The organism is Pseudomonas sp. GD03862 (genome assembly GCF_029840855.1).
GTDB lineage: Bacteria > Pseudomonadota > Gammaproteobacteria > Pseudomonadales > Pseudomonadaceae > Aquipseudomonas > Aquipseudomonas alloputida.
This window is the reverse complement of record NZ_JAOCDI010000029.1, coordinates 24,906-49,070: the sequence shown is the minus strand read 5'-3', so window position 1 is coordinate 49,070 and position 24,165 is coordinate 24,906. Positions and strand designations below refer to the sequence as shown.

The following is a 24,165-nucleotide window of genomic DNA, read 5'->3' as shown; positions in this document are numbered from 1 at the left end:
GTCGTCGCTGTGCTTACTTCTTCTTGTTGCCGGCCACGCAGCTGGCGTTGTCGAAGGCCTGGTCCATGACTGGCTGGTTGGTCTTGTAGACCGTGAAGCGGTAGACCATGACGGCACCCTTGGACATCAGGTTGCGGAAGCCGTTGTTGCGGCACACGCTGTCGCCGAGTTGGCTGCGCACCTGCTCAGGGTTGGCCTGCATGCGCGCTGCGTGGCTCTGGCGTACGCTCAGATGGTTGACCAGTGCCTTGCCTTCAACGGTGTAACCCTGATCGAGAATGTCCTCGTTGATTGCGCGTGGGGTGCCGACGCTGCTCTCTTTGGCGACCTTCTGCAGCAGGGTGTTCAGGTCGTAATCCTGCTTGGATGCCGCCTGGGCTGCCAGAGGCAGGGCGAGCAGCAGGCTCAGGGCGGGGGCGATAAGGCGCAGCATGAATCTCTCCTGGTTCGATGACTGGCGCTTTGACATGCGCGGGTCAACGGCGTTCCGTAAAATTGCGCGTGGCGAGGACCGGCACGGTAGAAACCCGATTATAAGGAGCGCATTGCCGGCTGCACAGCAATTGCCACCTGTTCTGGTAGACTGGCCGCCTTGTTTTCTCCGAGTCATCCTTGTGCCCATTTTCAATCTGTCCAGAGGCCTGCCGGCATGAGCCATGCGGTAGCGCGTCTGCGCGCCGAACGCCTGGCCCGCAGCAACAAGCCTTTCATCGCCCGTGGCTCGCGTGCCGAGCGTTGCCCGGATTGCCGGGTCATCGCCACCCATTGCCTGTGTGCCTGGAAGCCTAGGGTGCAGGCTGACGCAGGTGTGTGCCTGCTGATGCACGACACCGAGCCGCTGAAACCCACCAACACCGGCTGGTTGATTGCCGACCTGATTGAAGATACCTGGGCCTTCGGCTGGTTGCGCACCGCGGTTGACGAGCGCCTGCTGGCCTTGCTCGATGACCCGCGCTGGCAGCCCTATATCGTTTTTCCGGGCGAGTTCGTTGCCCAGGAGCGGGTGGTCAGCGAGGTGGTGCGCGAGCCGGGCAAGCGTCCACTGTTCATCCTGCTGGATGCCACCTGGACCGAAGCGCGCAAGATGTTCCGCAAAAGCCCGTACCTGGACCGCTTCCCGGTGTTGAGCCTGCAAGCCGAGCAGATGTCGCGCTACCGCCTGCGGCGCTCCAAGCGCGATGATCATTTCTGTACGGCAGAAGTTGCGGCGATGTGCCTGGACCTTGCTGGCGATAGTCAGGCTTCGCAGGCGCTGGATGCCTATCTGGATGTGTTCAGCCTGCATTACCTGAGCGGCAAGCGGCGGCTGCCGCTTGACGAGCAGGACGACACCCACCAGCGTTTGCATACCTTCCTATAGTCCAAGGGGCACAACCCCTGCTTTGGTTCATAATGACGGAGCTGGCAGCCAGGGTGGGCGAGGCGGCAGGGCGATTGGCTTGATCACCCTTGACCGTGCTCGGCATCCTTGGCGCCGATTCCCCGCCGGGCGCTTCCCTTCCCCTCGAGTGCCTGGCACAGAACAGGATCCTTAGATCGATGGCCACATACGAAATCCTGATTGCCGATGACCACCCACTGTTCCGTGGCGCCCTGCGCCAGGCCGTTACCCTCGGGCTTGGCTCCGATGTGCGTCTGGTCGAAGTCGCGAGCATTGCCGAACTGGAAACCCGCCTGAGCGAAAAAGCCGACTGGGACCTGGTGCTGCTGGACTTGAACATGCCGGGTGCCTACGGTTTTTCCGGTCTGGTACTGCTCCGCGGGCAGTACCCGCAGATCCCCGTGGTGATGGTTTCGGCACAGGAAGAGGCCGCCGTGGTGGTCAAGTCCCGCGAGTTCGGCGCCAGTGGTTTCATTCCCAAGTCCAGCACCCTGGAAGTGATCCAGGATGCGGTGCGCAAGGTGCTCGACGGCGAGGTCTGGTGGCCGCCGCAGGCGTTCGAAAAGGTCGATGTTTCGGCCGAGGCCAAGGCCGCCAGCGAAGGCTTGGCCAGCCTCACGCCGCAGCAGTTCCGCGTACTGACCATGGTCTGCGAAGGCTTGCTGAACAAGCAGATCGCCTATGAGCTGAGCGTGTCGGAAGCGACCATCAAGGCCCACGTAACCGCGATCTTCCGTAAACTGGGCGTGCGTACCCGGACCCAGGCTGCACTGCTGCTGCAACAACTTGAATCGGTTGCCAGCAACTGACTGCGTGTGGCTTCACGCTTTTTTGACCCGAGCCGGTCTAGTCTGCTGGCCTTTCTGCTGTGAAGTGACTCAGATGACATCGCCATTCAAGGGCCAGACCGGCCTCAAACGCATCTTCAACGCCGCTGGCTACTCGCTGGACGGCCTGCGTGCCGCCTTCAAGGGCGAGGCCGCATTCCGCCAGCTGGTGCTGCTCAACGTGCTGCTGATCCCGATCGCCTTCTGGCTGCCGGTCAGCCGCGCCGAGCGGGCAATCATGATCGCCGTTTGCCTGTTGGGGCTGATCGTCGAGCTGTTCAACTCGGCGGTGGAGGCGGCCATCGATCGCATTTCGCTGGAGCGCCACCCGCTGTCGAAAAATGCCAAGGACATGGGCAGCGCCGCACAGCTGGTGGCCCTGACCATGGTGGCGCTGGTGTGGGGTGTGATCCTGCTTTAAGCGATCGGCGGCAGCACGATCTCGTCACTGCGGGTAAAGCCGGCAGTGAAGTTGCGGCATAGCTCGAGAAACTCACGCATGGCCGAGGTCTGGTACTTCTGTTTGTGCCAGATGAAGTAGAACTGACGCAGCAGGTCCAGCTCCGGTGTTTCCACAGGTACCAGGCTGCCACGGCGGAAGGCGTCGCGCAGGGCCAGACGTGAAATGCAACCGATGCCCAGGCCCGACTCCACCGCGCGCTTGATCGCTTCGGTGTGCTCCAGCTCCAGGCGAATATTGAGGTTGGCGCGGTGATGGCGCATGGCCTGGTCGAAGGTCAGGCGCGTGCCTGAGCCTTGTTCGCGCAGGATCCACGCCTCTTGCGAAAGGCTTTCGATATCGGCGCGGCCCAGTTTCGCCAGTGGGTGCTGTGGCGCACAGAACACCACCAGTTCGTCCTCGACCCACGGCTGAACTTCCAGGTCGGGGTGATTGCAGTCACCTTCGATTAGACCCAGATCAATTTCGTAGTGCGCGACCTGTTGCACGATATGCGCAGTATTTTGGACATGCAGTTTTACCTGGCTTTCCGGGTGTGTCTGCATGTAGTTGCCGATCAGCAGGGTGGCCAGGTAGTTGCCGATGGTGAGCGTGGCGCCGACCGCCAGTGAGCCGAAACCGGATTTGCCGTTGAGCAGGTCTTCGATTTCCTTGGCCTGGTCAAGCAGGGCTACTGCTTGTGGCAGCAATTGATGGCCCAGGGCATTGAGGGCCAGGCGCTTGCCGGCACGGTCGAACAGCTGGCAGCTCGATTGCCGCTCCAGTTCCGTGATAGAGGTACTGGCGGCCGACTGCGACAGCGCCAACAGGCTGGCGGCCCGAGAGACGCTTTGGTGCTGGGCGACGGCGACGAAGACTTGCATTTGACGGAGTGTGAATCGCATATCGATATAACCGATAACACATATCTTGATAATCCAGTTAACAGATATTGTCGCTGCCCCTAAACTATTGCGCAACTGTGCGCTTTGCGCGCGCGTTTTTCTTCAGGAGCCCCATCGATGAGCAACATGAACCACGAACGTGTCCTCAGTGTGCACCACTGGAACGACACCCTGTTCAGCTTCAAGTGCACCCGTGACCCGGGCCTGCGCTTCGAGAACGGTCAGTTCGTGATGATCGGCCTGCAGCAGGACAACGGCCGTCCGCTCATGCGTGCCTACTCCATCGCTTCGCCAAACTGGGAAGAGCACCTTGAATTCTTCAGCATCAAGGTGCCGGACGGCCCGCTGACCTCGCAGCTGCAGCACCTGAAGGAAGGCGATGAGATCATCATCAGCAAGAAGCCTACCGGCACCCTGGTGCTCGACGACCTGAATCCTGGCAAGCACCTGTACCTGCTGAGCACCGGCACTGGCCTGGCGCCGTTCATGAGCGTCATCCAGGACCCGGAAACCTACGAGCGCTTTGAAAAAGTGATCCTGGTGCACGGCGTGCGCTATGTGAACGAAGTGGCCTACCGCGAGTTCATCACCGAGCACCTGCCGCAGAACGAGTTCTTCGGTGAGTCGGTTCGCGACAAGCTGATCTACTACCCGACCGTGACCCGCGAGCCGTTCGAAAACCAGGGCCGTCTGACCGACCTGATGCGCAGCGGCAAGCTGTTCAGCGACATCGGCCTGCCGCCGATCAACCCGCAAGACGACCGCGCGATGATCTGTGGCAGCCCGAGCATGCTCGACGAGACCAGCGAAGTGCTGGACAGCTTCGGCCTGAAGATCTCCCCGCGCATGCGCGAGCCGGGTGACTACCTGATCGAGCGTGCCTTCGTCGAGAAGTAAGGCGCAGGTGGGTACAGGAAGGCGACTCTCGGGTCGCCTTTCTTATGCCTGGGATTTGTGCATTGCCTGTTCCGGCCCTTTCGCGGGTAAACCCGCTCCTACGGGGGGGGGCGTGCAATTCTCGAGACGTGCGCTGCACCTGTAGGAGCGGGCTTGCCCGCGAAAGGGCCGGTGCAGGCGACCCCCGATCTATTCGACCCGCGTCTCGCCGCTGTACACCAGGACTTCCCGGCACCGCTTGCACAGGTATCGCCGCCCTTGGTGCACCAGCTTGTGCCGCTGCGCGGTAAACGGGAAGTCGCTTTGCGGGCACGGGCAGCGGTAGATGTAGCGGGTCACTGCGCGCCGTTGCACGTCATAGTTGTGGCAACGATTGGGCGGCAGTTCATACACCCCGCGCATGATCAGCTGCCACTCTTCACCATGGGCCTGGATGCGGTCGCCAAACAGTTGGTGGGCAACCAGGTGTGCCACTTCATGGGCCACGGTCTGGCGCAGGAAGTCTTCCTGGTTTTCGCGGTAGAGCTGCAGGTTGAAGCGCAGCAGATTCTCGTGCAGGTGGGCGACGCCGGCTTTTTGCCCGCGCAGTTTGAAGCTGACTTCGGGGCGCGGGAAGCGGCGTTTGAAAAAGGCTTCGGCTTGCTGGTAACAGGTTTCGACGCGTTGTTTGAGCTGCTCGGGCATGGCGGGGCGGTTCTCCTGACCAGGCATTATGCCGCAAGCGCAGGTGGCTTGCCGAGTCACCGGTCAGCGCACAGCCAGAGGCCGCCTTGCGGCGGCCCCTGGTTGATGCCCCAGTGTTGGTTCGGTCTGTTCTAGTTGGTGTAGACGGGCCCCACGCCCAGTCCCCAGATAATTACGGTAGCGGCCATGATAGCCACCAGTACCACCAAGCCTACTGCCAGCACCGAGCTGGAGAACAGGAAGCCTTCATCCGACGGTATGTTCATGAACGTCGGCAAGCCGACATACAGCAGGTACACCGTGTAGCAGATGGCGGCAGTGCCGATCAGCATGCCCAGCCACAGGTGCGGGTAAAGCGCCGCCAGGCCGCCGATGAACAAGGGGGTGGCGGTGTAAGTGGCAAAAGCGATGCATTGCGCCATGGACGGGTTGGCATCGTAGGTGCGGGCCATCCAGTGGATGAACGCGCCCATTACCGCCACTCCGGCGAGCATGGCCAGGTAGGACATGATGCTCATCCAGATTGCGCTTTCCATGGTCAGCATCACTGCTGGTCGGTCACCGATCACCCAGCCCACCTGGGTAGTGCCGATAAACGCCGAAACGGCCGGAATCGCCGCGAGGATCAGGGTGTGTGTCAGGTACATGTGGCTGATGGTTTCTTCTTCGCCACGAATCTCCCGCCATTCCTGATCGGGATGGGTAAACAGCCCCACAACGTGATGAATCATGCCGATCACTCCTCTCAATGTTGCCAAACGCCCCCCAATATGGAGCGTAAGCGGCCCGAGGCCCTAACACCGATGCAAGCGGTAATGTGGCCTTATGTCGCAGTATAGGAAGCCGTTACCTACATAAACCGCGCTTTTTAGAGCAAATTGCGCTGTAAGCCGTGCTGTTGATTACAATGAAGTCTTTATCGGAATGCCTACAGCGGCGTCGCGTTTGTGCGTAAAATAGCCGGCTTTTGTCACACCTCGCGGATCCAAGCGCTATGGGCACCCTCTCGGTCAACCAGAACAAACTGCAAAAACGCCTGCGTCGTCTCGCTGGCGAAGCCATCACCGACTACAACATGATCGAGGATGGCGACAAGGTCATGGTCTGCCTGTCCGGCGGCAAGGACAGCTACACCATGCTCGACGTTCTGTTGCACCTGCAGAAGGTGGCACCGATCACGTTCGAGATCGTTGCGGTGAACATGGACCAGAAACAGCCGGGCTTCCCTGAGCACGTACTGCCGGCCTATCTCAAGGAACTGGGGGTCGAGTACCACATCGTCGAGAAGGATACCTACTCGGTGGTAAAGGAGTTGGTACCCGAAGGCAAGACCACTTGCTCGCTGTGTTCGCGCCTGCGCCGCGGTACCCTGTACACCTTCGCCGACGAAATCGGCGCTACCAAGATGGCGCTGGGGCATCACCGCGACGACATCGTCGAAACCTTCTTCCTCAACATGTTCTTCAACGGCGCGCTCAAGGGCATGCCGCCGAAGCTGCGCGCCGACGATGGCCGCAACGTGGTGATCCGCCCGCTGGCCTACTGCAGCGAGAAGGACATCCAGGCCTACTCGGACATGAAGGAATTCCCGATCATCCCGTGCAACCTGTGCGGCTCGCAGGAAAACCTGCAGCGCCAGGTGGTCAAGGACATGCTGGTGGAGTGGGAACGCAAGCACCCGGGCCGTACCGAGAGCATCTTCCGTGCCTTGCAGAACGTGGCACCGTCGCAGTTGGCCGACCGGAACCTGTTTGACTTCACCAGCCTGAAGATCGACGAAAACGCTACCCCGCGCTTCCTCGACGTGCTGAACATCTGAGCCCATGCGTGATTACCAGTGGTTGCATGAGTACTGCCTGAACCGCTTTGGTTCGGCCCAGGCGCTGGAGGCTTTCCTGCCGCAGCCGCGCACGCCGGCGCAACTGCGCGACATCAGTGACGACCGCTACCTGTCGACATTGGCCCTGCGCGTGTTCCGCGCGGGGCTCAAGCACAGCCTGGTGGATGCCAAGTGGCCGGCGTTCGAGCAGGTGTTCTTTGGCTTCGACCCGGAGAAAGTGGTGCTGATGGGCGCCGAGCATCTGGAGCGGTTGATGCAGGATGAGCGCATTATCCGCCACCTGGGCAAGCTCAAGAGCGTGCCGCGTAATGCGCAAATGGTGCTGGATATCGCCAAGGCGCATGGCAGTTTTGGTGCATTCATCGCCGACTGGCCAGTGACCGACATTGTCGGCTTGTGGAAGTACCTGGCCAAGCACGGCAACCAGTTGGGCGGGTTGTCGGCGCCACGGTTCTTGCGCATGGTCGGCAAGGACACGTTCATCCCGACCGATGACATGGCAGCGGCGTTGATTGCGCAGAAGGTGATCGACAAGCAGCCAACCAGCCAGCGCGACCTGGCTCTGGTGCAGCAGGCGTTCAACCAGTGGCATGCAGAGAGCGGGCGGCCGCTGTGCCAGTTGTCGGTGATGCTGGCGCACACCGTCAACCATTGAGTCTTGTGTTGCTCCCATTCGCGGGCACGCCCGCTCCCACAGGAATCGCACCGCACTTAAGGCCTGTGCAGTAACTGTGGGAGCGGGCGTGCCCGCGAAAAATCTAACTGCCTTCGCCTGCCATGCGCCGCTCATGCTGAAACTTCCAGCGCACGTACAGTAGCCCGGCAATGAACAGCCCCAGGCTCACCAGCACTTCAAGCCAGCCGAATACCGCCCGGGCCGGGTCGAACGCCGCCAGCACGCCTTTGATGAAATAGATATTCACCACGAAGCAGGTCCAGGCATGCGCCCGGGCGCTGCCTTTCAGCATGCCTGGCAGCAGCAACAGCAACGGCACCAGCTCGATCGCCAGGATCACCTCGACCCGGGCCCCATGCAGGTTGGCGAACCACAGGTTGTTCACCACCAGCAGGGCGATCAGGCCGAAGAAGCATGCCAGGCTCAATGCCCGCGTCAGGCGCAGGCGTGGTACCAGCCATTGCAGCGGCGGCAATACCTTGGGCTTTCTAGCCACGCGCCGCCTCCAGGGCCTTGGCCGTGGTCGCCAGACGTTGGCCCAGGGCGCGGCACAGGGTGACTTCGTGTGGGTCGAGTTCACGCTTGCCATCGGCGCCTGCGTGGTGGCTGGCGCCATAAGGCGTGCCGCCACCACGGGTCTCGAGCAGTGCCGACTCGCTGTAGGGCAGGCCCATCACCAGCATGCCGTGGTGCATCAGTGGCAGCATCATCGACAGCAGGGTGGTTTCCTGGCCGCCGTGCAGGCTGGCGGTGGAGGTGAACACGCCAGCCGGTTTGCCGACCAGCTCACCGCCGAGCCAAAGGCTGCTGGTGCCGTCCAGGAAGTACTTGAGTGGCGCTGCCATGTTGCCGAAGCGGGTCGGGCTGCCCAGTACCAGGCCAGCGCAGTGGCGCAGGTCATCAAGGGTGGCGTACAGCGCGCCACTGGCCGGAATATCCGGGGCCACCGCTTCGCATTCGGTGGAAATAGCCGGTACCGTGCGCAGACGCGCCTCCATGCCGGCCAGCTCGATACCGCGGGCGATGTGCCGGGCCATTTCGCTGGTCGCGCCATGGCGGCTGTAATACAGCACCAGGATGTAGGGCGCGCTCACGGCAGGATCTCCAGCACTTTTTCCGGCGGGCGACCGACCACGGCCTTGTCGCCGGCAACCAGGATCGGCCGCTCGATCAGTTTGGGGTGCTGGGCCATGGCCTCGATCAGTTGCGCGTCGGTCAGTGCCGGGTCGGCCAGGTTCAGCGCTTTATATTCGTCCTCGCCGCTGCGCAGCAACTGACGCGGGGCGATGCCCAGCTTGCCGAGCAGGGCCTTGAGGGTGACCGCGTCGGGCGGGGTTTCCAGGTAGCGCACGATGGTCGGTGCCAGGCCGCGGGCTTCGAGCAGTTCCAGGGCGCCGCGGGATTTCGAGCAGCGCGGGTTATGATAGAGCGTGAGGTCAGTCATGTCGGGTCGCATCCAGCTGGGTGTGGCGGCTATTCTAACCGCAGCGACTGACCAATTTGCTTTAAAACTCGAGAAGGATTGACCCATGGCAAGGCGTCTGGCAGCAGTACTGGCCATCACCGCGAGCCTGTTGCTCGGTGGTTGCGGTGCCGATTACGGCGTGGACCAACACGGTAATACGGTTAAGGCCGAACAGATCGAAGGGCACTGGCTGGTGCTCAACTATTGGGCTGAATGGTGCGGACCGTGCCGTACCGAAATCCCGGAACTGAACGCGGCGGCCAAGCAATGGGCGGCTGATGGCGTCAAGGTGGTGGGGGTGAACTTCGATGGCCTGCAGGGGCAGGACCTGAAGCAGGCTGCCGAAACCCTGGGTATCGGTTTCACCGTGCTTGCCCAGGACCCGGCCGAGCGCTATGACCTGCCGCGCAGCGAGGCGTTGCCGGTGACCTACATCATCGACGACAAGGGCAAGGTGCGTGAGCAGTTGATGGGCGAGCAGACCCTGGAAGGGTTGCAGGCCAAGATCAAGGCCCTGAAAGGCGCCTGATGCATTCGGGGCCGCTTTCGCGGCCCTTCGCGAGCAGGCCCGCTCCCACAGGGGGGACGCGACAAACTGTGGGAGCGGGCGCGCCCGCGAAGGGCCGCAAAGCGGCCCCGGCAATCCTCAGCCTTCTTCAGGCCAGAAGCGCAGCGGCTTGCCTTCGGCCGGCCAGAAGCGCATTTGCCCCACCGGTGATACATCCCAACGCTCTACCGTTTCCAACGCCTGCAGGAAGCGCTTTTCCTGTTCCATCAGCGCGGGTGCGCACAGCTTGCGGGTCTTGCCGACCTTGCCGAAGCTCAGGTGTTCGCCATCGAGCGTGTAAGGCGCAAACCAGTGGTTGCAGCCGCCGTTGCCATAGGCACGGCCGTCGCTGGCCAGGGTCAAGGTCAGGTGGCTGTAGTCGATCAGTGGTCGTTCGCCAATCCACTCCAGCACGTAGCTGCGTTCCTGCTGCAGCCGGGAAGGTTCCGTGGCGCAGCCGAGCAGGCCGGTTGCAATCAGCACGCCGGTCAGCAGATTCTTCACTCGGCGCTCTCCTGGCAACGCGGGCACAGGTGTTTTTCGCCACGGCTGGCCCAGCCCAGCTCTGCGATACGGGCGCTGGCAGCCGGCTGACGAGCTGCCTTGCCGAGCTTGGCGTCTACTGCGAACTCGAAGCCCAGCACCGCATCGCAGCGATCGCACTCGACCTGCCAGGTGAGGATTTCCAGCTCGTTGAATACCGGGCCGCTCGCCACGGCCACCCACTGGCCGCGTGGGTTGATCAAGTGGCGCACGCTTTCCACGGTCAGGCGCATGGACAAATCCTTGCTGCCCTTGAGCGTGACCAGCAGGCTGTCGCCTTTTTGCATCGAACCGCCGTTGCCCGTGACCTGATAGCGGCCCGGCACCAAAGCGCGGCACTCGATCAGGGTGTGTTGCGGGTTGAAAAGGGTGTAGCGAAAATCGTGTTCGACCATGGGTCCTCCAGAAATGCCGCGTATCCTAGCATTAACCCATCACCAGGTTCTGTGGATTGCCTGCCGCCCAGCGGTTGATGTTGTCCAGTGTGGTCGCGGCAATGGCATCCAGCGCCTCGCGGGTGAGGAAAGCCTGGTGGGCGGTGATGATCACGTTGGGGAAGGTCAGCAGCCGAGCCAGCACATCGTCTTGCAAGGGCAGGTCGGAGCGGTCCTCGAAGAACAGTTGGGCTTCTTCTTCGTAGACGTCCAGGCCCAGGTAGCCAAGCTGGCCGCTTTTCAGTGCGTCGATCAGCGCCGGGGTGTCGACCAGCGCACCGCGACCGGTGTTGATCAGCATGGCGCCGGGCTGCAACTGGGCCAGGCTTTGCGCGTTGATCAGGTGGCGAGTGTGTTCGGTCAGTGGGCAGTGCAGGCTGATGATGCGGGCTTCGCGCAACAGCTCGGGCAGGGCCATGTAGCGGGCGCCAAGGGCCAGCAGCTCCGGGTTGGGGTAGGGGTCGTACGCCAGCAGCTGGCAGCCGAAACCGGCCATGATGCGAGCGAAGGCGGCCCCGATCTGGCCGGTACCGACGACCCCGACGGTTTTCCCGTGCAGGTCGAAGCCGGTCAGCCCGTGCAGGGTGAAGTCACCTTCGCGGGTGCGGTTGTAGGCCCGATGCAGGCGTCGGTTGAGTGCCAGGATGAGCGCCACGGCATGCTCGGCAACGGCGTGTGGCGAGTAGGCCGGCACACGCACCACGGCCAGCCCCAAGCGCTGGGCGGCGGCCAGGTCGACGTGGTTGTAGCCGGCCGAGCGCAGGGCGATCAACCGCGTGCCAGCGGCGGCCAGGCGCTGCAGCACCGGCGCGTCGAGTTCGTCATTGATGAAGGCGCAGACCACCTCAAAGCCATCTGCCAGGGCGGCGGTGTCGAGGGTCAGGCGGGCGGGCTGGAAATGCAGCTCCAGGGCGGTGCCGCTGGCAGCCTTGGTGAAGCTTTCCTGATCGTAGTGCTGGCTGCTGAACAACAGGGCGCGCATGGTCGAACTCCTTTGCAATGCATGTCTTGGGTGGGTCACTGCCTGTCAAGGCATGCCCAGCGTGGCCCAGATCCCCTCAAGCGCTCAATCTGGCCTGTGCCGCCAGCCGGCTGATCGCGCTGTCCAGTTCATCCAGGGCCTGCTGTGCCTGGGGATTGTCCTGCTTCAGCAAGGTCTCGCTGCGTTGGCACGCTGCCCGTAACTGCGGCACGCCGCAATAGCGTGAGGCACCGTTCAGACGGTGTACCTGCTCGATCAGGCCATTGCGGTCATCGGCGGCGCGGGCGGCGCGTATGGCTTCGCGGTCTGCATCCAGCGAGGCCAGCAGCATGCTCAGCATGTCAGCCGCCAGATCTGCCTTGCCAGCGGCCAGGCGCAGGCCCTCTTCGGGGTCGAGTACCTTCAGTTCGTCGCCGTTGGTCAGCAGCTCGGCCTGTGCCTGCTGCGGTGTGCCCAGGCTCAGGCCGGTCCACTTCATCACCACCTGGGCCAGTTGCCGTTCGCTGATCGGTTTGGTCAGGTAGTCGTCCATGCCGCTGTGCAACAACGCGCGTTTTTCGTTGGCCATGGCATGGGCAGTGAGGGCGACGATCGGCAGCGGGTTGCCGCTCTGGGTGTTTTCCCACAGGCGGATCTGTTCGGTACAGGCGCGGCCGTCCATGCCGGGCATCTGCACATCCATCAGCACCAGGTCGAACAACTCTTCCTGCACGGCCTGTACCGCCGCATAACCATTGTTGACGGCCAGTACCTCGGCACCCAAGTCTTCGAGCAGGGTTTTTACCAGCAGCAGGTTGGCGGCATTGTCGTCGACGCAGAGTATTTTCGGTCGTCGCTGGCCGTTGGCGTTGCTCCCCTCGGCCAGCGGACGGCGAGGTTGTACCAGCTCCAGCAAGAGGCGCCGCAGCTTGCGGGTGCAGGTCGGCTTGGACAGCAACTGGCCATGGCCGTTGGGCAGGTACGGGTGGTACAGCGCCTGCTCGGTGGTCGGGCACAGCACCACGCATTGGCAGTGGTAACGCTCGAGCTGCTGATGATAACGGCCCAGTTGCTCGGGCGACAGGTTACCCAGGTTGGCCCCGAGCACCGCGAACTCGAAGGGCAGGCCGGCCTGGCTGGCGGCCTGCACCCCCTGCAGCAACTGGTCGTAGGTAGCGAACAGGCTCACGCTGAGGCCGCAGTCTTCCAGCTGGTGCTCCAGTGCCTGGCGCGCCAGTTCGTGGCCATCGACAATGGCAGCACGGCGGCCCAGCAATGGCTGCGGTGGCAGCGCTTCGGCATCGTCATGAGCCTTGGGCAGGTTGAGGCTGATCCAGAACTGCGAACCTTCGCCCGGGGTACTGTCGACACCGATCTCGCCGCCCATCTGTTCGATCAGGCGCTTGGAAATCACCAGCCCGAGACCGGTGCCACCGGGCTGGCGGGCCAGTGAGTTGTCAGCCTGGCTGAAGGCCTGGAACAGTGTGCGCACATCCTGTGGCGACAGGCCGATGCCGGTGTCCTGCACGCTGATGCGCAACTGCGCGCAGTCTTCGTGCTCATCTTCCAGCATGGCGCGCACGACGATGGTGCCTTCGCGGGTGAACTTGATGGCGTTGCTGACCAGGTTGGTGAGGATCTGCTTGAGCCGCAACGGGTCGCCAACCAGCGAAGCAGGCGTGTCGCGGTAGATCAGGCTCAGCAATTCCAGCTGCTTGGCGTGGGCGGCCGGAGCGAGGATGGTCAGGGTGTCCTGGATCAGGTCCCGCAGGTTGAACGGTATGCTGTCGAGCACCAGCTTGCCGGCTTCGATCTTGGAGAAATCGAGGATCTCGTTGATGATTCCCAGCAGGTTGTCAGCAGACTTCTCGATGGTGTTCAGGTAGTCGAGCTGGCGCGGTGTCATCTCGCTTTTTTGCAGCAGGTGGGTAAAACCGAGGATGCCATTGAGCGGGGTGCGGATTTCGTGGCTCATGTTGGCCAGGAACTCCGACTTGATGCGGCTGGCCTCAAGTGCCTCTTTGCGCGCCATGTCCAGCTCGATGTTCTGGATTTCGATGGTTTCCAGGTTCTGGCGCACGTCTTCGGTGGCCTGGTCGATGCTGTGTTGCAGTTCTTCGTGGGCGTTTTGCAGGGTTTCGGCCATGCGGTTGATGCCGTGGGCCAGTTCGTCCAGCTCATGGCTGCCCATGGTCGGCAGGCGTTCTTCGAGGTGGCCGTCCTTGAGCTGATTGACCGCGTGCTTGATGCGTTCGATGGGGTCGTTGATGGTGCGGCTCATGCGCAGCGCCAGCAGGCCGCTGAGTGCCAGGCAGGCGAGAATCAGCAACAGGCTGGTGAACAGGTTGCGGTAGCCGCGCAGCAGCGTGCCGTCATGCGACAACTCGATCTCTACCCAGCCCAGCAGGCGCTCGGCTTCGGCCGGCACGGCGTCGGTGGCCAGGTCGCGGTGGTGGCCGAACACTGGCATCAGGTAGCGGGTGGCGTCGTTGCCACTGCGCTGCAGGAGTTGGGTGCCGGTACCGCCGCTGGGCGGCAGATTGAGCATGCTCGGGCCGGCGTGGGCCAGGCGCGTGCGGTCCGGGGCCAGAAACGCCACTGCGCGCACATCGGCCTGCTCCAGGGTTTGTGCGGCAATTCTCTCCAGTTGCGCAGGCGCGAGCCGGGCCATGGCGGGTGCGGCCAGGGGCGCCAGTTGTTCGGCGATCATCTTGCCGCGCTGCAGCAGCTGGGTGCGCAGGTCGTTCTGTTGCAGCCAGGTGAAATAGCTACCCAGCACCAGGGCCATCAAGCCGGCCGGTAGCAGTGCCAGCAGCAGTACCCGGCTGCGGATTCCCAAGCGATCGAGCACACTCGCCTCCTCTGATGTGCCTGGATGCCGTCAAGTGGTAACGGCCAAGCCGCGAAGTTACTCCGCCTGCCGCACCATTGCATCTCTTTAGTACGTGATATGCGCCGTTGCCGAGGCATTGGTCGCAGTGCGGTTGCCTGGCAGGTGGCGAATGCTCAATAATCACGCAATTGAGAATGCATGGCAGTTGCCAATGAATCCTGTATCTATTTACAACACCAACATCCTTGCCATCGAGGACGACCCGGTGCTTGGTGCCTATCTGCAGGAAGAGCTGCAGCGTGGCGGCTGCCAGGTCACCTGGTGCCGCAATGGCCTGGAGGGCCTGGAAACGGCTGGCCGCCAGGCTTTCGATGTGGTGCTCATGGACATCCTGCTGCCCGGGCTTGATGGGCTGGACGCCTTGGCGCAGTTGCGCAGGCACAGCACCACACCGGTGATCATGATGTCGGCGCTGGGGGCCGAGGCGGATCGTATCAGCGGCTTTCAGCGCGGCGCCGACGATTACCTGCCCAAGCCATTCAGCATGGCCGAGTTGCAGGTGCGCATCGAGGCGATTCTGCGCCGCGTGGCACTGGAGCGGCGGCATCAGGGCCCGCTGGAGCAAGCCGGCTGCGGCGAGCTGCAGTTCGATGAGGGGCTGTGCGACGTGCGCCTGAATAGCCGCCTGGCAGGCCTGACCCCCAGCGAATACCGCCTGCTGGATATCCTCAACCGCAACCTCGACGAAGTCCTCAGCAAGCCGTTCCTGTACCAGCACGTGTTGCAGCGCGGCTATTCACGGCATGACCGTAGCCTGGACATGCACGTCAGCCAGATCCGTCGCAAGCTCAAGGGCATCGGTTATCACGAACGGCAGATCCGCACCGTGTGGGGCAAGGGTTACGTGCTCAGTGCCAGCGAGGCGGAGTGAACCATGCTCGACCGCCATTCGCTGTTCTGGAAGCTGACCATCTTGCTGGTGGGCTTCTGCCTGCTGATGATCGGCCTCAGTTATACCTGGGGCCGACACATGGAAACCCAGAATGCCTTCCTCTCGGAGTCGGCACGGCAGACCCTGCGGGGTTATGCCGCCGAAGCTGAGCAGGCCTGGCGCAGCGGCGGGCGGGAAGGGCTGGACCAGTGGGTGGCGGCCATGCATCAGCGCGAACGGGGCTGGGTGGGCGTGCTCGACATCAACCTGCGCCCGCTCGACAACGCCACACTCAACCCACTGATCATGCAGCGTCTGACACGCCTGCGCGGTGTCGATTGGCCGATGAGTCGGCGCAGTGTCGACCAGCCGTGGGTGCGCATACCGTTCCCGGGGGCGCCGGAGCAGGGCATGCTGGTGATCGAACTGCCGCAGCGCTTCAATCCGGGGCAGCACCGCTTGCTGTGGCGCATTGTCACCAACGGCATCATCCCGGGGCTGTTCACCTTGCTGTTGTGTGTAGGCCTGTACCGCATGCTGATCGTGCCGCTGAACCAACTTCGCGAGCAGGCCAATGCCTGGCGGGCCGATCAGCTGTCGGCCCGGCTGGACTCGCGCACCATCGCCCGGCATGACGAGCTGGGCGAACTGGCGCGTGCCTTTGACCAGATGGCCGAGCGGCTGCAGGGCACGGTGGCTATGCAGCAGCAGTTGCTGCGCGACCTGTCCCACGAAATGCGCACGCCGCTGAGCCGGCTGCGGGTGGCCTGCGATGGTGAAACCGACCTGCAGCGTTTGCGTGACCGCCTGATCCGTGAAGTGGACTGCATGCAGCAACTGGTCGAAGACACCCTGCAACTGGCCTGGCAGGACGCCGAGCGTGCGCCGATGAACCTTGAGCCGATCGAGGTCCACGCCTTGTGGGAGTTGCTGGCCGAAAATGCCAGCTACGAGAGCGGCTGGTCGCCTGCGCAACTGCGCTGCGAAGTACCGGCCGACTGCTGGGTGCAGGGCAACCTCAACCACCTGGCTCAGGCGCTGGAGAACATCTTGCGCAATGCCATTCGCCACTCGCCGGCCGAGGGTGTGGTGCGGTTGGGTGGGCAGCGTGAGGGCAGCTATTGGTGGCTGTGGCTTGAGGATGAGGGTGGCGGTGTCGCTGAAGAAGACCTGGAACGGATCTTCGCGCCGTTCTCGCGGTTGGATGGTTCGCGGCCCGGGGATGGTGGCTTCGGCCTGGGGCTGAGCATCGCCCGCAGTGCCATCCAGCGCCAGGGCGGCACCTTGTGGGCGCAGAATGGCAACCGCGGGTTGCGCTTGTGGATGAGGTTGCCGTTGCATGTGCCGGCCGCTTCGCGGGTAAACCCGCTCCTACAGGCTTGCGAGTCCCCGTAGGAGCGGGTTTACCCGCGAAGAGGCCAGCACATGTCACACCGTTATAGCTTGTAGCTATATGCACTACAGATTGCGTGATATGGCCGTGAAGGGTTTGCCGGTATGATAGGCACCCCCGCCGTCCGGATTGCGAAATACGCCATGACCTTGCAGTACCCAACCATCGCCGATTGCGTCGGCAATACGCCACTGGTTCGCCTGCAGCGCATCGCTGGCGAAACCAGCAATACCCTCCTGCTCAAGCTCGAAGGTAACAATCCTGCCGGCTCGGTGAAAGACCGCCCGGCCCTGTCGATGATCGCTCGCGCCGAATTGCGGGGCCAGATCAAGCCAGGCGATACCCTGATCGAAGCCACCTCCGGCAACACCGGCATCGCCCTGGCGATGGCGGCGGCGATCAAGGGCTACAAGATGATCCTGATCATGCCCGACAACTCCACCGCCGAGCGCAAGGCCGCCATGACGGCCTATGGCGCCGAGCTGATCCTGGTGACCAAGGAGGAGGGGATGGAAGGCGCCCGTGACCTGGCCGAGAAGCTGCAGGCCGAAGGCCGTGGCCTGGTGCTCGACCAGTTCGCCAACGGCGACAACCCGATCGCCCACTACAACAGCACCGGCCCGGAGATCTGGCAGCAGACCCAAGGCACCATTACCCATTTCGTCAGCTCCATGGGTACCACCGGTACCATCATGGGCTGCTCGCAGTACCTCAAGGAACAGAACCCCGCGGTGCAGATCATCGGCCTGCAACCGATGGAGGGCTCGGCTATTCCGGGCATTCGCCGCTGGCCCGAGGAATACCTGCCGAAAATCTTCGATGCCACCCGCGTCGACCGCGTGGTCGACATGTCGCAGCAGGAAGCCGAAGACACCACCCGTCGCCTTGCGCGTGAAGAGGGCATTTTCTGCGGCGTGTCTTCTGGTGGTGCGGTTGCGGCCATGTTGCGCCTGTCCCGCGAAGTGGAAAATGCCGTAATGGTCGCGATCATTTGCGACCGCGGCGACCGTTATCTGTCCACCGGCCTGTTTGATCCACGCTAAATGTCCAAGAAAAAAAGCAACAGCGGCCTGCGCTTCCAGCCGGCCGGCGGCAATCGCACCCCCCAGGTACCCGTGGGCAAGAAGCAGCGCCTGGACATCGAGCGCCTGGCCGGTGACGGCCGTGGCATCGCCTTCCTCGACGGGCGTACCTGGTTCGTCAGCGGTGCCTTGGCCGGTGAGGCCGTGGAGGCGCGGGTGCTCAACGCCCGTGGCAAAGTGGTCGAGGCACGCCTGGAGCGGTTGCTGCAGGCCGCGCCCGAGCGCCGTGAGGCGCCGTGTCGCTACTACGACCGCTGCGGTGGCTGCAACCTGCAGCACCTGCCGCACGAAGCGCAACTGGCGCTGAAGCAGCGCACACTCGCCGAGCAGTTGCAGCGGGTGGCCGGCGTGCAACCCGAGGCGTGGGCTGCCCCCCTGAGCGGGCCGGAATTCGGCTACCGGCGCCGGGCCCGTGTGGCCGTGCGCTGGGACGTCAAGGCGCGTCAGCTGGAGGTGGGCTTCCGCGCCGAAGCCAGCCAGGACATCATTGCCATCGACGATTGCGCAGTGCTGGTACAACCCTTGCAGTCCATTTTGCGCCACTTGCCGACTGTGCTGCGTTCGTTGAGCAAGCCGCAGGCGCTGGGCCATGTAGAGCTGTTCAGTGGCACCGCCGAGGCGGTTCTGGTGCGCCACGTCGCGCCATTGCCGGCTGAGGACCAGGCCAGGTTGCAAGCGTTCTGCGAGCAGGCCAACGCCCAGCTGTGGCTGCAAGGCGAAGGTGAGCCGGCGCCAGTGGACCCAGCGGCGCAGTTGGGCTTTGCCCTGGCACCCTGGCAGCTGGAGCTGGCCTGGCGCCCGGGCGATTTCGTGCAGGTGAATGCCCAGGTCAATACGGCGATGATCGAGCAGGCTTTGGCCTGGCTCGCTCCACAAGCCGACGAGCGTGTGCTGGACTTGTTCTGCGGTCTGGGCAACTTTGCCCTGCCGCTGGCCCGCCAGGCGCGTGAAGTGGTGGCAGTGGAAGGTGTACAGGCCATGGTCGATCGGGCCGCGGCCAATGCCCGGAACAACAATGTGCATAACGCACGGTTTTTTCAGGCCGATTTATCGCAGCCTTTGGCCGGCACCGGATGGGCCGCCGAGGGCTTTTCTGCGGTACTCTTGGATCCACCGCGCGACGGTGCTTTCGAGGTGGTGCAAGGCATCGCCCGCCTCAAGGCCAGAAGGCTGGTCTACGTATCGTGCAACCCGGCCACGCTGGCGAGAGACGCCCAAGTGCTGGTCGGCCAGGGGTACCGGTTAAAAAGGGCCGGGATTCTCGACATGTTTCCTCAGACGGCGCATGTCGAGGCCATGGCGTTATTCGAAGCGGGCTAGCTGACTGGCCCCTTGGTGCGGTTGCCACGGAAGGGCGGCCGCACGGTGATCGCCAGCACACCCGTATGGTGTGCTGCATGGAAAGGTAAAACAAAGATGGTACAGGTGAGAGTGCACCAGCCGGTCAACACCGACGGCAGTATCAATCTCGAAGCATGGTTGGACCATGTGGTAAGCGTCGATTCGGCACTGGATCGCGCAGCGCTGAAAGAAGCCTGCGAGTTTGCCCTTGAGGTAGAGAAAAAGGGCAACCCGGCCAAGCATTCCTGGGCGGATGGTACGTCCAGCTTCCAGGCAGGCCTGGAAATCGCCGAAATTCTGGCTGACCTCAAGCTCGACCAGGACTCCCTGGTGGCTGCGGTCATCTACCGCTCGGTGCGCGAGGGCAAGGTCACCCTCGCCGAGGTCAGCCAGCGGTTTGGCCCGGTGGTGTCCAAGCTGATCGACGGCGTGCTGCGCATGGCCGCCATCAGTGCCAGCCTCAGCCCACGACAGTCGCTGGTGCTGGGCTCGCAGGCGCAGGTCGAGAACCTGCGCAAGATGCTGGTGGCCATGGTCGACGACGTACGCGTGGCGCTGATCAAGCTGGCCGAACGCACGTGCGCAATCCGGGCGGTCAAGTCCGCCGATGACGAGAAACGCCTGCGTGTCGCGCGTGAAGTGTTCGACATCTACGCGCCGCTCGCGCACCGCCTGGGTATCGGTCACATCAAGTGGGAGCTGGAAGACCTGTCCTTCCGCTACCTGGAGCCCGACCAGTACAAGCAGATCGCCAAGCTGTTGCATGAGCGGCGGCTGGACCGCGAGCGCTTCATCAGCGATGTGATGAACCAGTTGCAGAACGAGTTGCTCGCCACTGGCGTGAATGCCGACATCAGCGGTCGGGCGAAACATATCTATTCGATCTGGCGCAAGATGCAGCGCAAAGGCCTGGAGTTCAGCCAGATCTACGACGTGCGTGCGGTGCGCGTGCTGGTGCCGGAAATCCGCGACTGCTACACCGCGCTGGGCATCGTGCACACCTTGTGGCGGCATATTCCCAAGGAGTTCGACGACTACATCGCCAACCCCAAGGAGAATGGCTACCGCTCGTTGCACACTGCGGTAATCGGCCCCGAGGGCAAGGTGCTGGAGGTGCAGATCCGTACCCACGGCATGCACGAAGAGGCCGAACTTGGGGTATGCGCCCACTGGCGCTACAAGGGCACCGACGTCAAGCCCAGCTCCAACCACTACGAAGAAAAGATTTCCTGGTTGCGCCAGGTGCTGGAATGGCACGAAGAGCTGGGCGACATTGGTGGCCTGGCCGAGCAGTTGCGGGTCGACATCGAGCCTGACCGGGTTTATGTGTTCACCCCCGACGGCCACGCCATCGACCTGCCCAAAGGCGCCACGCCATTGGACTTTGCCTACCGCGTGCACACCGAGATCGGCCACAACTGCCGCGGCGCGAAGATCAACGGCCGTATCGTGCCGCTGAACTACAGCCTGCAGACTGGCGAGCAGGTGGAGATCATCACCAGCAAGCACGGCAACCCCAGCCGTGACTGGTTGAACTCCAACCTGGGCTACGTGACCACCTCGCGGGCGCGGGCCAAGATCGTCCACTGGTTCAAATTGCAGGCCCGCGACCAGAACGTTGCTGCCGGCAAGACCTTGCTTGAGCGCGAGCTCAGTCGTCTGGGCCTGCCGCAGGTTGATTTCGAGCGCCTGGCCGAGAAGACCAACGTCAAGACCGCCGAGGACATGTTTGCCTCGCTCGGTGCTGGCGACCTGCGCCTGGCTCATCTGGTCAACGCTGCCCAGCAGTTGCTGGAGCCTGAGCGTATCGAGCAGATCGAGTTGGTGCCGCGCAAGCCTACCGGGCCGCGTACCGGCAAGCGTGGCGACATTCAGATCCAGGGTGTCGGCAACCTGCTGACACAAATGGCCGGCTGCTGCCAGCCGCTACCGGGCGATGCCATTGTCGGTTACATCACCCAGGGCCGGGGCGTGAGCATTCATCGCCAGGACTGCGCCTCGGTATTGCAACTGGCGGGCAAGGAGCCAGAGCGCATGATCCAGGTGAGCTGGGGGCCGATCCCGGTGCAGACCTACCCGGTCGACATCGTCATCCGCGCCTACGACCGCCCGGGCCTGCTGCGCGATGTGTCGCAGGTGCTGCTGAACGAGAAGATCAACGTGCTGGCGGTGAACACCCGTTCGAACAAGGAAGACAACACCGCGCTGATGTCGCTGACCATCGAGATTCCAGGCCTGGACGCGCTGGGGCGCCTGCTGGGGCGGATCTCGCAGTTGCCGAACATCATCGAGACGCGGCGTAATCGTACCCCTTGAGACCGGGGCGTCTGCTTCGCGGGTAAACCCGCTCCTACAGGATGGATGCAGGTTTGAAATCTGCACCGTACCTGTGGGAGCGGGCAAGCCCGCGAAGAAGCCACCACCGAAGGACCTGCCTGTATGACCTACACCCTTGACGACCTGCTGCACCTCATGGCCCGCCTGCGTGACCCGCAGTACGGCTGCCCGTGGGACCTGAAGCAGAACTACGCCAGCATCGTCCCGCACACCATCGAAGAGGCCTACGAGGTCGCTGACACCATTGAGCGCGGCGATTTCGAGCACCTGCAAGGCGAGCTGGGCGACCTGCTGTTCCAGGTGGTCTACTACAGCCAGCTGGCCCGCGAAGAAGGGCGTTTCGAGTTCGATGGCGTGGTCGACAGCATCACCCGCAAGCTCATCCGCCGCCACCCGCACGTTTTTCCGACTGGCGAGCTGTACGCGCCGGTGGACACGCCCAGCTTGAGCGAAGCCCAGGTCAAGTCGCGCTGGGAAGAAATCAAGGCCGAAGAGCGCGCGGAGAAGAGCCAGCCCGAACAGCTGTCGCTGCTTGATGACGTGCCGGCAACCTTGCCGGCGCTATCGCGGGCAGCCAAACTGCAAAAACGTGCGGCCACGGTCGGTTTCGACTGGCCGGCGGCGTTGCCGGTGCTGGACAAGGTCCGCGAAGAGCTGGATGAAGTGCTGCAGGCCATGGCCGACGGCGACGCCGATGCGCTGGAAGATGAAGTCGGCGACTTGCTGTTTGCTGCGGTCAACCTGGCCCGCCACCTCAAGCAAGACCCAGAGCATGCGCTGCGCCGCGCCAATCGCAAGTTCGAACGACGTTTCCGTTTTATCGAACAGGCATTGCGCGACAGTGGCCGCCCCATTGAAGATTGTGACCTTGACGAGCTGGATGCCCTTTGGGGGGAAGCCAAACGTCAGGAAAAGAACCTGCCCAGCTGCGGCTGAGCTGTTGCATAAGTGAGTGAATATTCATGAGCCTTTCCCTTCGCGACCAATTGCTCAAAGCCGGTCTGGTCAACCAGAAACAGGTCTCGCAGACCAACAAAGCTGAAAAGAAACAGAAGCGCATGGAGCACAAAGGCCAGGTCGAAGTCGACGACAGCCAGCAGCGCATGGCCAAGGAAGCCATGGCTGAAAAAGCCCGGCGTGACCAGGAGCTGAACCGCCAGCAGCAGGAAAAGGCCGAGCAGAAGGCCCGTGCCGCGCAGGTCAAGCAACTGATCGAGGCCACTCGCCTGCCCAAGCTGAGCACCGAGGATTACTACAACTTCGTCGACGACAAGAAGGTCAAGCGCATTGCCGTCAACGCCCTGATGCGTACCAAGCTGAGCAACGGCGCGCTGGCCGTGGTAGCCCATGCCGGTGGTTACGAGGTTATCCCCCGTGAGGCCGCCTTGAAGATCCAGGAGCGCGACCCTGGCCGTATTCTGCTGCTCAACAGCCATGTCGAGGAAACGGACGAAGACGACCCGTACGCGGCTTACAAGATCCCTGATGATCTGATGTGGTAAACACGAAAACCCCGCCTTGGCGGGGTTTTCCCTTTGAAGGTTGGGTCATTGCGTGGCGCGCTGGTTTTCCAGGTCTTCAAGCTCAACGCGGTATTGGTGTGCTTCGTGTTCGTTATGGAACATGCCCACCAGTTGACCTTGTTGGTACACATCCCAGATCCGCACGCCAGCGGCCAGGCCTTCGTGGGACATTCTCGATTCGTCGCGTTCGGTTACTTGGACAGTCATCGGTAAACTCCACTTCTTCAAGATGGCTGCGACAGTGTGTCGCACGTCTTCTTTATAGAGTTTGTTAGCAGACTAAGTAAGTAAAACAGGCATGAAACAAGTTTCATGAAGCTCGAAGGGATGCTGCCTGGGTGGGCTTTTTCGCAGCAAAGAAAAGCCCCGCACTGGGCGGGGCTTCAGGTATTGCAGGCAGTGCGCGATCAGTTGCCCTTCACCGGCTTGCCATCAACCGTGCCATCCTGCAGCACGATCACGTACTCCTTGCCATCGGTCTCTACCTGGCGCAGTTGCACCAGCAGGTAGTCCCAGTTCTTGGCAAACCACAGCTCGGTGATGCGCTTGCTCTGGCTGGGATCGCGCACGCGCTCGACCTTCACGGCATCGACCTGGCCGGTCTTGGTGGTGACCTTTTCGGTGCCCAGCACGCGGAAGTCGTAGGTGTCGATCTCGTCGCCGTCGACCACCTGGTAGGTCATGCTCTTCTTGCCTGCGGCCACGTCGTGCTGCAGGGCCAACTGGTAGGAGGATTTGTCCAGTACGCCGCGGTTCAGTGGCAGGCTGACAGCATCGCCACGGTCGCTGCCGGTGATCTTCTTGGTGCTCCAGTCGAAGTCAAGGTCGACCTTCTTGGCCTTGCCCAGGCCGCCGCGCTCGAAGTGATACTTCTGCGGCAGCAGGGTGTCGTTTTCCAGGCGCAGGGTGCTTTGCTCGGTCAGGCTGGCGATCATCATGGAAGCCTTGAAGTTAAGGTCCCAGGTACCGTTGGCATTTTTGACCAGGCTGCGCTCGGCGGTGCCGCTCATGGGCAGCTGCTTCCAGTCGGCGGTGTAGCTGGCCGAGAACGGCTTCAGATCAGCTGCCTGGAGGGGCAGGGCGAGCACGGCGAGAGCCAAGAGCAGGGCGCGACGCATAAATTCTC

General features: G+C 62.7%; 27 protein-coding genes. 14 read left to right on the top strand and 13 right to left on the bottom strand.

The genetic code is table 11. The features are described from left to right. Positions 1-13: 13 nt before the first annotated feature. Positions 14-433 carry a quorum-sensing-regulated virulence factor family protein gene (locus N5D53_RS18560; protein ID WP_003252372.1) on the bottom strand — a complete coding sequence of 140 codons (420 nt, stop codon included), beginning with the start codon at positions 431-433 and terminating at the stop codon, positions 14-16. 216 nt (positions 434-649) lie between these two features. Here N5D53_RS18560 and N5D53_RS18555 point away from each other — a divergent pair, with 216 nt between their 5' ends. The 3 genes from N5D53_RS18555 (at position 650) to N5D53_RS18545 (ending at position 2,629) form a co-directional block, all read left to right on the top strand. Then, positions 650-1,360, top strand: coding sequence for a tRNA-uridine aminocarboxypropyltransferase (locus tag N5D53_RS18555; protein WP_004574842.1), 711 nt, complete (start codon positions 650-652; stop codon positions 1,358-1,360). 179 nt (positions 1,361-1,539) lie between these two features. Beyond that, positions 1,540-2,190, top strand: coding sequence for a response regulator transcription factor ErdR (gene erdR / locus N5D53_RS18550; protein ID WP_010952699.1), 651 nt, complete (start codon positions 1,540-1,542; stop codon positions 2,188-2,190). Between the two features lie 73 nt (positions 2,191-2,263). Beyond that, a complete protein-coding gene (locus N5D53_RS18545; protein WP_010952700.1) occupies positions 2,264-2,629 on the top strand; it encodes a diacylglycerol kinase in 366 nt (121 codons plus the stop codon). Here the strand turns inward: N5D53_RS18545 and finR are convergent. Continuing rightward, positions 2,626-3,552 carry a LysR family transcriptional regulator FinR gene (finR, locus tag N5D53_RS18540; protein WP_003252379.1) on the bottom strand — a complete coding sequence of 309 codons (927 nt, stop codon included), beginning with the start codon at positions 3,550-3,552 and terminating at the stop codon, positions 2,626-2,628. The two genes, N5D53_RS18545 and finR, sit on opposite strands and share 4 nt — an antisense overlap. A 117-nt stretch (positions 3,553-3,669) precedes the next feature. Between finR and fpr the strand changes: the two genes are divergently transcribed. Next, the gene (gene fpr / locus N5D53_RS18535) at positions 3,670-4,449 is read left to right on the top strand and encodes a ferredoxin-NADP reductase (RefSeq protein ID WP_003252381.1); all 780 of its coding nucleotides are present in this window, start codon (positions 3,670-3,672) and stop codon (positions 4,447-4,449) included. 189 nt (positions 4,450-4,638) lie between these two features. Here the strand turns inward: fpr and N5D53_RS18530 are convergent, their stop codons facing one another. After that, positions 4,639-5,133 (bottom strand): SprT family zinc-dependent metalloprotease, encoded by a 495-nt coding sequence (locus N5D53_RS18530; protein ID WP_010952701.1) that lies wholly within the window; start codon positions 5,131-5,133, stop codon positions 4,639-4,641. Positions 5,134-5,264: 131 nt separating this feature from the next. Further along, a complete protein-coding gene (locus N5D53_RS18525) occupies positions 5,265-5,864 on the bottom strand; it encodes a Yip1 family protein (protein ID WP_003252385.1) in 600 nt (199 codons plus the stop codon). 263 nt (positions 5,865-6,127) lie between these two features. Here N5D53_RS18525 and ttcA point away from each other — a divergent pair, with 263 nt between their 5' ends. Together ttcA and N5D53_RS18515 are read left to right on the top strand one after the other, a co-directional pair. Beyond that, positions 6,128-6,952, top strand: a complete 825-nt coding sequence (gene ttcA / locus N5D53_RS18520; RefSeq protein ID WP_014592121.1) for a tRNA 2-thiocytidine(32) synthetase TtcA — start codon at positions 6,128-6,130, stop codon at positions 6,950-6,952. Positions 6,953-6,956: 4 nt separating this feature from the next. Beyond that, a complete protein-coding gene (locus N5D53_RS18515) occupies positions 6,957-7,628 on the top strand; it encodes a DNA-3-methyladenine glycosylase I (RefSeq protein WP_010952703.1) in 672 nt (223 codons plus the stop codon). A 103-nt stretch (positions 7,629-7,731) separates the two neighbouring features. Here the strand turns inward: N5D53_RS18515 and N5D53_RS18510 are convergent, their stop codons facing one another. The 3 genes from N5D53_RS18510 to arsC are packed head-to-tail and all read right to left on the bottom strand — an operon-like array spanning position 7,732 to position 9,093. Next, positions 7,732-8,145: a DUF2069 domain-containing protein gene (locus N5D53_RS18510; protein WP_021785866.1), complete on the bottom strand. Its 414-nt coding sequence runs from the start codon at positions 8,143-8,145 to the stop codon at positions 7,732-7,734. After that, positions 8,138-8,743, bottom strand: coding sequence for an NAD(P)H:quinone oxidoreductase (wrbA, locus tag N5D53_RS18505; RefSeq protein WP_104962427.1), 606 nt, complete (start codon positions 8,741-8,743; stop codon positions 8,138-8,140). The genes N5D53_RS18510 and wrbA overlap by 8 nt, the downstream gene beginning before the upstream one ends. Beyond that, on the bottom strand, positions 8,740-9,093 hold the full coding sequence (gene arsC, locus N5D53_RS18500; RefSeq protein ID WP_104962426.1) for an arsenate reductase (glutaredoxin): 354 nt from the start codon (positions 9,091-9,093) through the stop codon (positions 8,740-8,742). The genes wrbA and arsC overlap by 4 nt, the downstream gene beginning before the upstream one ends. An 85-nt stretch (positions 9,094-9,178) precedes the next feature. Between arsC and N5D53_RS18495 the strand changes: the two genes are divergently transcribed. Continuing rightward, entirely contained in the window at positions 9,179-9,643 is a 465-nt protein-coding gene (locus N5D53_RS18495; RefSeq protein WP_010952706.1) for a peroxiredoxin family protein, read from the top strand. 117 nt (positions 9,644-9,760) lie between these two features. Here the strand turns inward: N5D53_RS18495 and N5D53_RS18490 are convergent, their stop codons facing one another. From N5D53_RS18490 to N5D53_RS18475, 4 genes are all read right to left on the bottom strand, one after another. Further along, the gene (locus N5D53_RS18490; RefSeq protein WP_014592116.1) at positions 9,761-10,165 is read right to left on the bottom strand and encodes an META domain-containing protein; all 405 of its coding nucleotides are present in this window, start codon (positions 10,163-10,165) and stop codon (positions 9,761-9,763) included. After that, a complete protein-coding gene (locus tag N5D53_RS18485; protein WP_014592115.1) occupies positions 10,162-10,599 on the bottom strand; it encodes a hypothetical protein in 438 nt (145 codons plus the stop codon). The genes N5D53_RS18490 and N5D53_RS18485 overlap by 4 nt, the downstream gene beginning before the upstream one ends. 31 nt (positions 10,600-10,630) lie before the next feature. Further along, positions 10,631-11,620 (bottom strand): 2-hydroxyacid dehydrogenase, encoded by a 990-nt coding sequence (locus tag N5D53_RS18480; protein WP_104962425.1) that lies wholly within the window; start codon positions 11,618-11,620, stop codon positions 10,631-10,633. Positions 11,621-11,696: 76 nt separating this feature from the next. After that, complete coding sequence (locus tag N5D53_RS18475) at positions 11,697-14,450, bottom strand: response regulator (protein ID WP_129933608.1); 2,754 nt, start codon at positions 14,448-14,450, stop codon at positions 11,697-11,699. Positions 14,451-14,643: 193 nt separating this feature from the next. Here N5D53_RS18475 and N5D53_RS18470 point away from each other — a divergent pair, with 193 nt between their 5' ends. From N5D53_RS18470 to N5D53_RS18440, 7 genes are all read left to right on the top strand, one after another. Then, a complete protein-coding gene (locus N5D53_RS18470) occupies positions 14,644-15,363 on the top strand; it encodes a response regulator transcription factor (protein WP_104962423.1) in 720 nt (239 codons plus the stop codon). Between the two features lie 3 nt (positions 15,364-15,366). Further along, a complete protein-coding gene (locus N5D53_RS18465; protein WP_104962422.1) occupies positions 15,367-16,758 on the top strand; it encodes a sensor histidine kinase in 1,392 nt (463 codons plus the stop codon). A 141-nt stretch (positions 16,759-16,899) separates the two neighbouring features. Next, positions 16,900-17,799 carry a cysteine synthase CysM gene (gene cysM, locus N5D53_RS18460; RefSeq protein WP_010952713.1) on the top strand — a complete coding sequence of 300 codons (900 nt, stop codon included), beginning with the start codon at positions 16,900-16,902 and terminating at the stop codon, positions 17,797-17,799. Then, a complete protein-coding gene (gene rlmD / locus N5D53_RS18455; RefSeq protein WP_010952714.1) occupies positions 17,800-19,158 on the top strand; it encodes a 23S rRNA (uracil(1939)-C(5))-methyltransferase RlmD in 1,359 nt (452 codons plus the stop codon). A gap of 96 nt (positions 19,159-19,254) precedes the next feature. Further along, complete coding sequence (gene relA, locus N5D53_RS18450) at positions 19,255-21,495, top strand: GTP diphosphokinase (protein WP_003252420.1); 2,241 nt, start codon at positions 19,255-19,257, stop codon at positions 21,493-21,495. Positions 21,496-21,618: 123 nt separating this feature from the next. Next, positions 21,619-22,452 carry a nucleoside triphosphate pyrophosphohydrolase gene (gene mazG / locus N5D53_RS18445; protein WP_003252422.1) on the top strand — a complete coding sequence of 278 codons (834 nt, stop codon included), beginning with the start codon at positions 21,619-21,621 and terminating at the stop codon, positions 22,450-22,452. A 26-nt stretch (positions 22,453-22,478) separates the two neighbouring features. Further along, positions 22,479-23,018: a DUF2058 domain-containing protein gene (locus N5D53_RS18440; RefSeq protein ID WP_003252424.1), complete on the top strand. Its 540-nt coding sequence runs from the start codon at positions 22,479-22,481 to the stop codon at positions 23,016-23,018. Positions 23,019-23,063: 45 nt separating this feature from the next. Here the strand turns inward: N5D53_RS18440 and N5D53_RS18435 are convergent, their stop codons facing one another. Together N5D53_RS18435 and N5D53_RS18430 are read right to left on the bottom strand one after the other, a co-directional pair. After that, entirely contained in the window at positions 23,064-23,246 is a 183-nt protein-coding gene (locus N5D53_RS18435; RefSeq protein ID WP_003252431.1) for a hypothetical protein, read from the bottom strand. 200 nt (positions 23,247-23,446) lie between these two features. After that, the gene (locus N5D53_RS18430; RefSeq protein WP_010952720.1) at positions 23,447-24,157 is read right to left on the bottom strand and encodes a DUF3108 domain-containing protein; all 711 of its coding nucleotides are present in this window, start codon (positions 24,155-24,157) and stop codon (positions 23,447-23,449) included. Positions 24,158-24,165: the final 8 nt, after the last annotated feature.

Coding starts and splice junctions, on each gene's coding strand:
- N5D53_RS18560 (WP_003252372.1), bottom strand. CDS start 433: ATGCTGCGCCTTATCGCCCCCGCCCTGAGCCTGCTGCTCGCCCTGCCT.
- N5D53_RS18555 (WP_004574842.1), top strand. CDS start 650: ATGAGCCATGCGGTAGCGCGTCTGCGCGCCGAACGCCTGGCCCGCAGC.
- erdR (WP_010952699.1), top strand. CDS start 1,540: ATGGCCACATACGAAATCCTGATTGCCGATGACCACCCACTGTTCCGT.
- N5D53_RS18545 (WP_010952700.1), top strand. CDS start 2,264: ATGACATCGCCATTCAAGGGCCAGACCGGCCTCAAACGCATCTTCAAC.
- finR (WP_003252379.1), bottom strand. CDS start 3,552: ATGCGATTCACACTCCGTCAAATGCAAGTCTTCGTCGCCGTCGCCCAG.
- fpr (WP_003252381.1), top strand. CDS start 3,670: ATGAGCAACATGAACCACGAACGTGTCCTCAGTGTGCACCACTGGAAC.
- N5D53_RS18530 (WP_010952701.1), bottom strand. CDS start 5,133: ATGCCCGAGCAGCTCAAACAACGCGTCGAAACCTGTTACCAGCAAGCC.
- N5D53_RS18525 (WP_003252385.1), bottom strand. CDS start 5,864: ATGATTCATCACGTTGTGGGGCTGTTTACCCATCCCGATCAGGAATGG.
- ttcA (WP_014592121.1), top strand. CDS start 6,128: ATGGGCACCCTCTCGGTCAACCAGAACAAACTGCAAAAACGCCTGCGT.
- N5D53_RS18515 (WP_010952703.1), top strand. CDS start 6,957: ATGCGTGATTACCAGTGGTTGCATGAGTACTGCCTGAACCGCTTTGGT.
- arsC (WP_104962426.1), bottom strand. CDS start 9,093: ATGACTGACCTCACGCTCTATCATAACCCGCGCTGCTCGAAATCCCGC.
- N5D53_RS18495 (WP_010952706.1), top strand. CDS start 9,179: ATGGCAAGGCGTCTGGCAGCAGTACTGGCCATCACCGCGAGCCTGTTG.
- N5D53_RS18485 (WP_014592115.1), bottom strand. CDS start 10,599: ATGGTCGAACACGATTTTCGCTACACCCTTTTCAACCCGCAACACACC.
- N5D53_RS18480 (WP_104962425.1), bottom strand. CDS start 11,620: ATGCGCGCCCTGTTGTTCAGCAGCCAGCACTACGATCAGGAAAGCTTC.
- N5D53_RS18470 (WP_104962423.1), top strand. CDS start 14,644: ATGAATCCTGTATCTATTTACAACACCAACATCCTTGCCATCGAGGAC.
- N5D53_RS18465 (WP_104962422.1), top strand. CDS start 15,367: ATGCTCGACCGCCATTCGCTGTTCTGGAAGCTGACCATCTTGCTGGTG.
- cysM (WP_010952713.1), top strand. CDS start 16,900: ATGACCTTGCAGTACCCAACCATCGCCGATTGCGTCGGCAATACGCCA.
- rlmD (WP_010952714.1), top strand. CDS start 17,800: ATGTCCAAGAAAAAAAGCAACAGCGGCCTGCGCTTCCAGCCGGCCGGC.
- relA (WP_003252420.1), top strand. CDS start 19,255: ATGGTACAGGTGAGAGTGCACCAGCCGGTCAACACCGACGGCAGTATC.
- mazG (WP_003252422.1), top strand. CDS start 21,619: ATGACCTACACCCTTGACGACCTGCTGCACCTCATGGCCCGCCTGCGT.
- N5D53_RS18440 (WP_003252424.1), top strand. CDS start 22,479: ATGAGCCTTTCCCTTCGCGACCAATTGCTCAAAGCCGGTCTGGTCAAC.
- N5D53_RS18435 (WP_003252431.1), bottom strand. CDS start 23,246: ATGACTGTCCAAGTAACCGAACGCGACGAATCGAGAATGTCCCACGAA.
- N5D53_RS18430 (WP_010952720.1), bottom strand. CDS start 24,157: ATGCGTCGCGCCCTGCTCTTGGCTCTCGCCGTGCTCGCCCTGCCCCTC.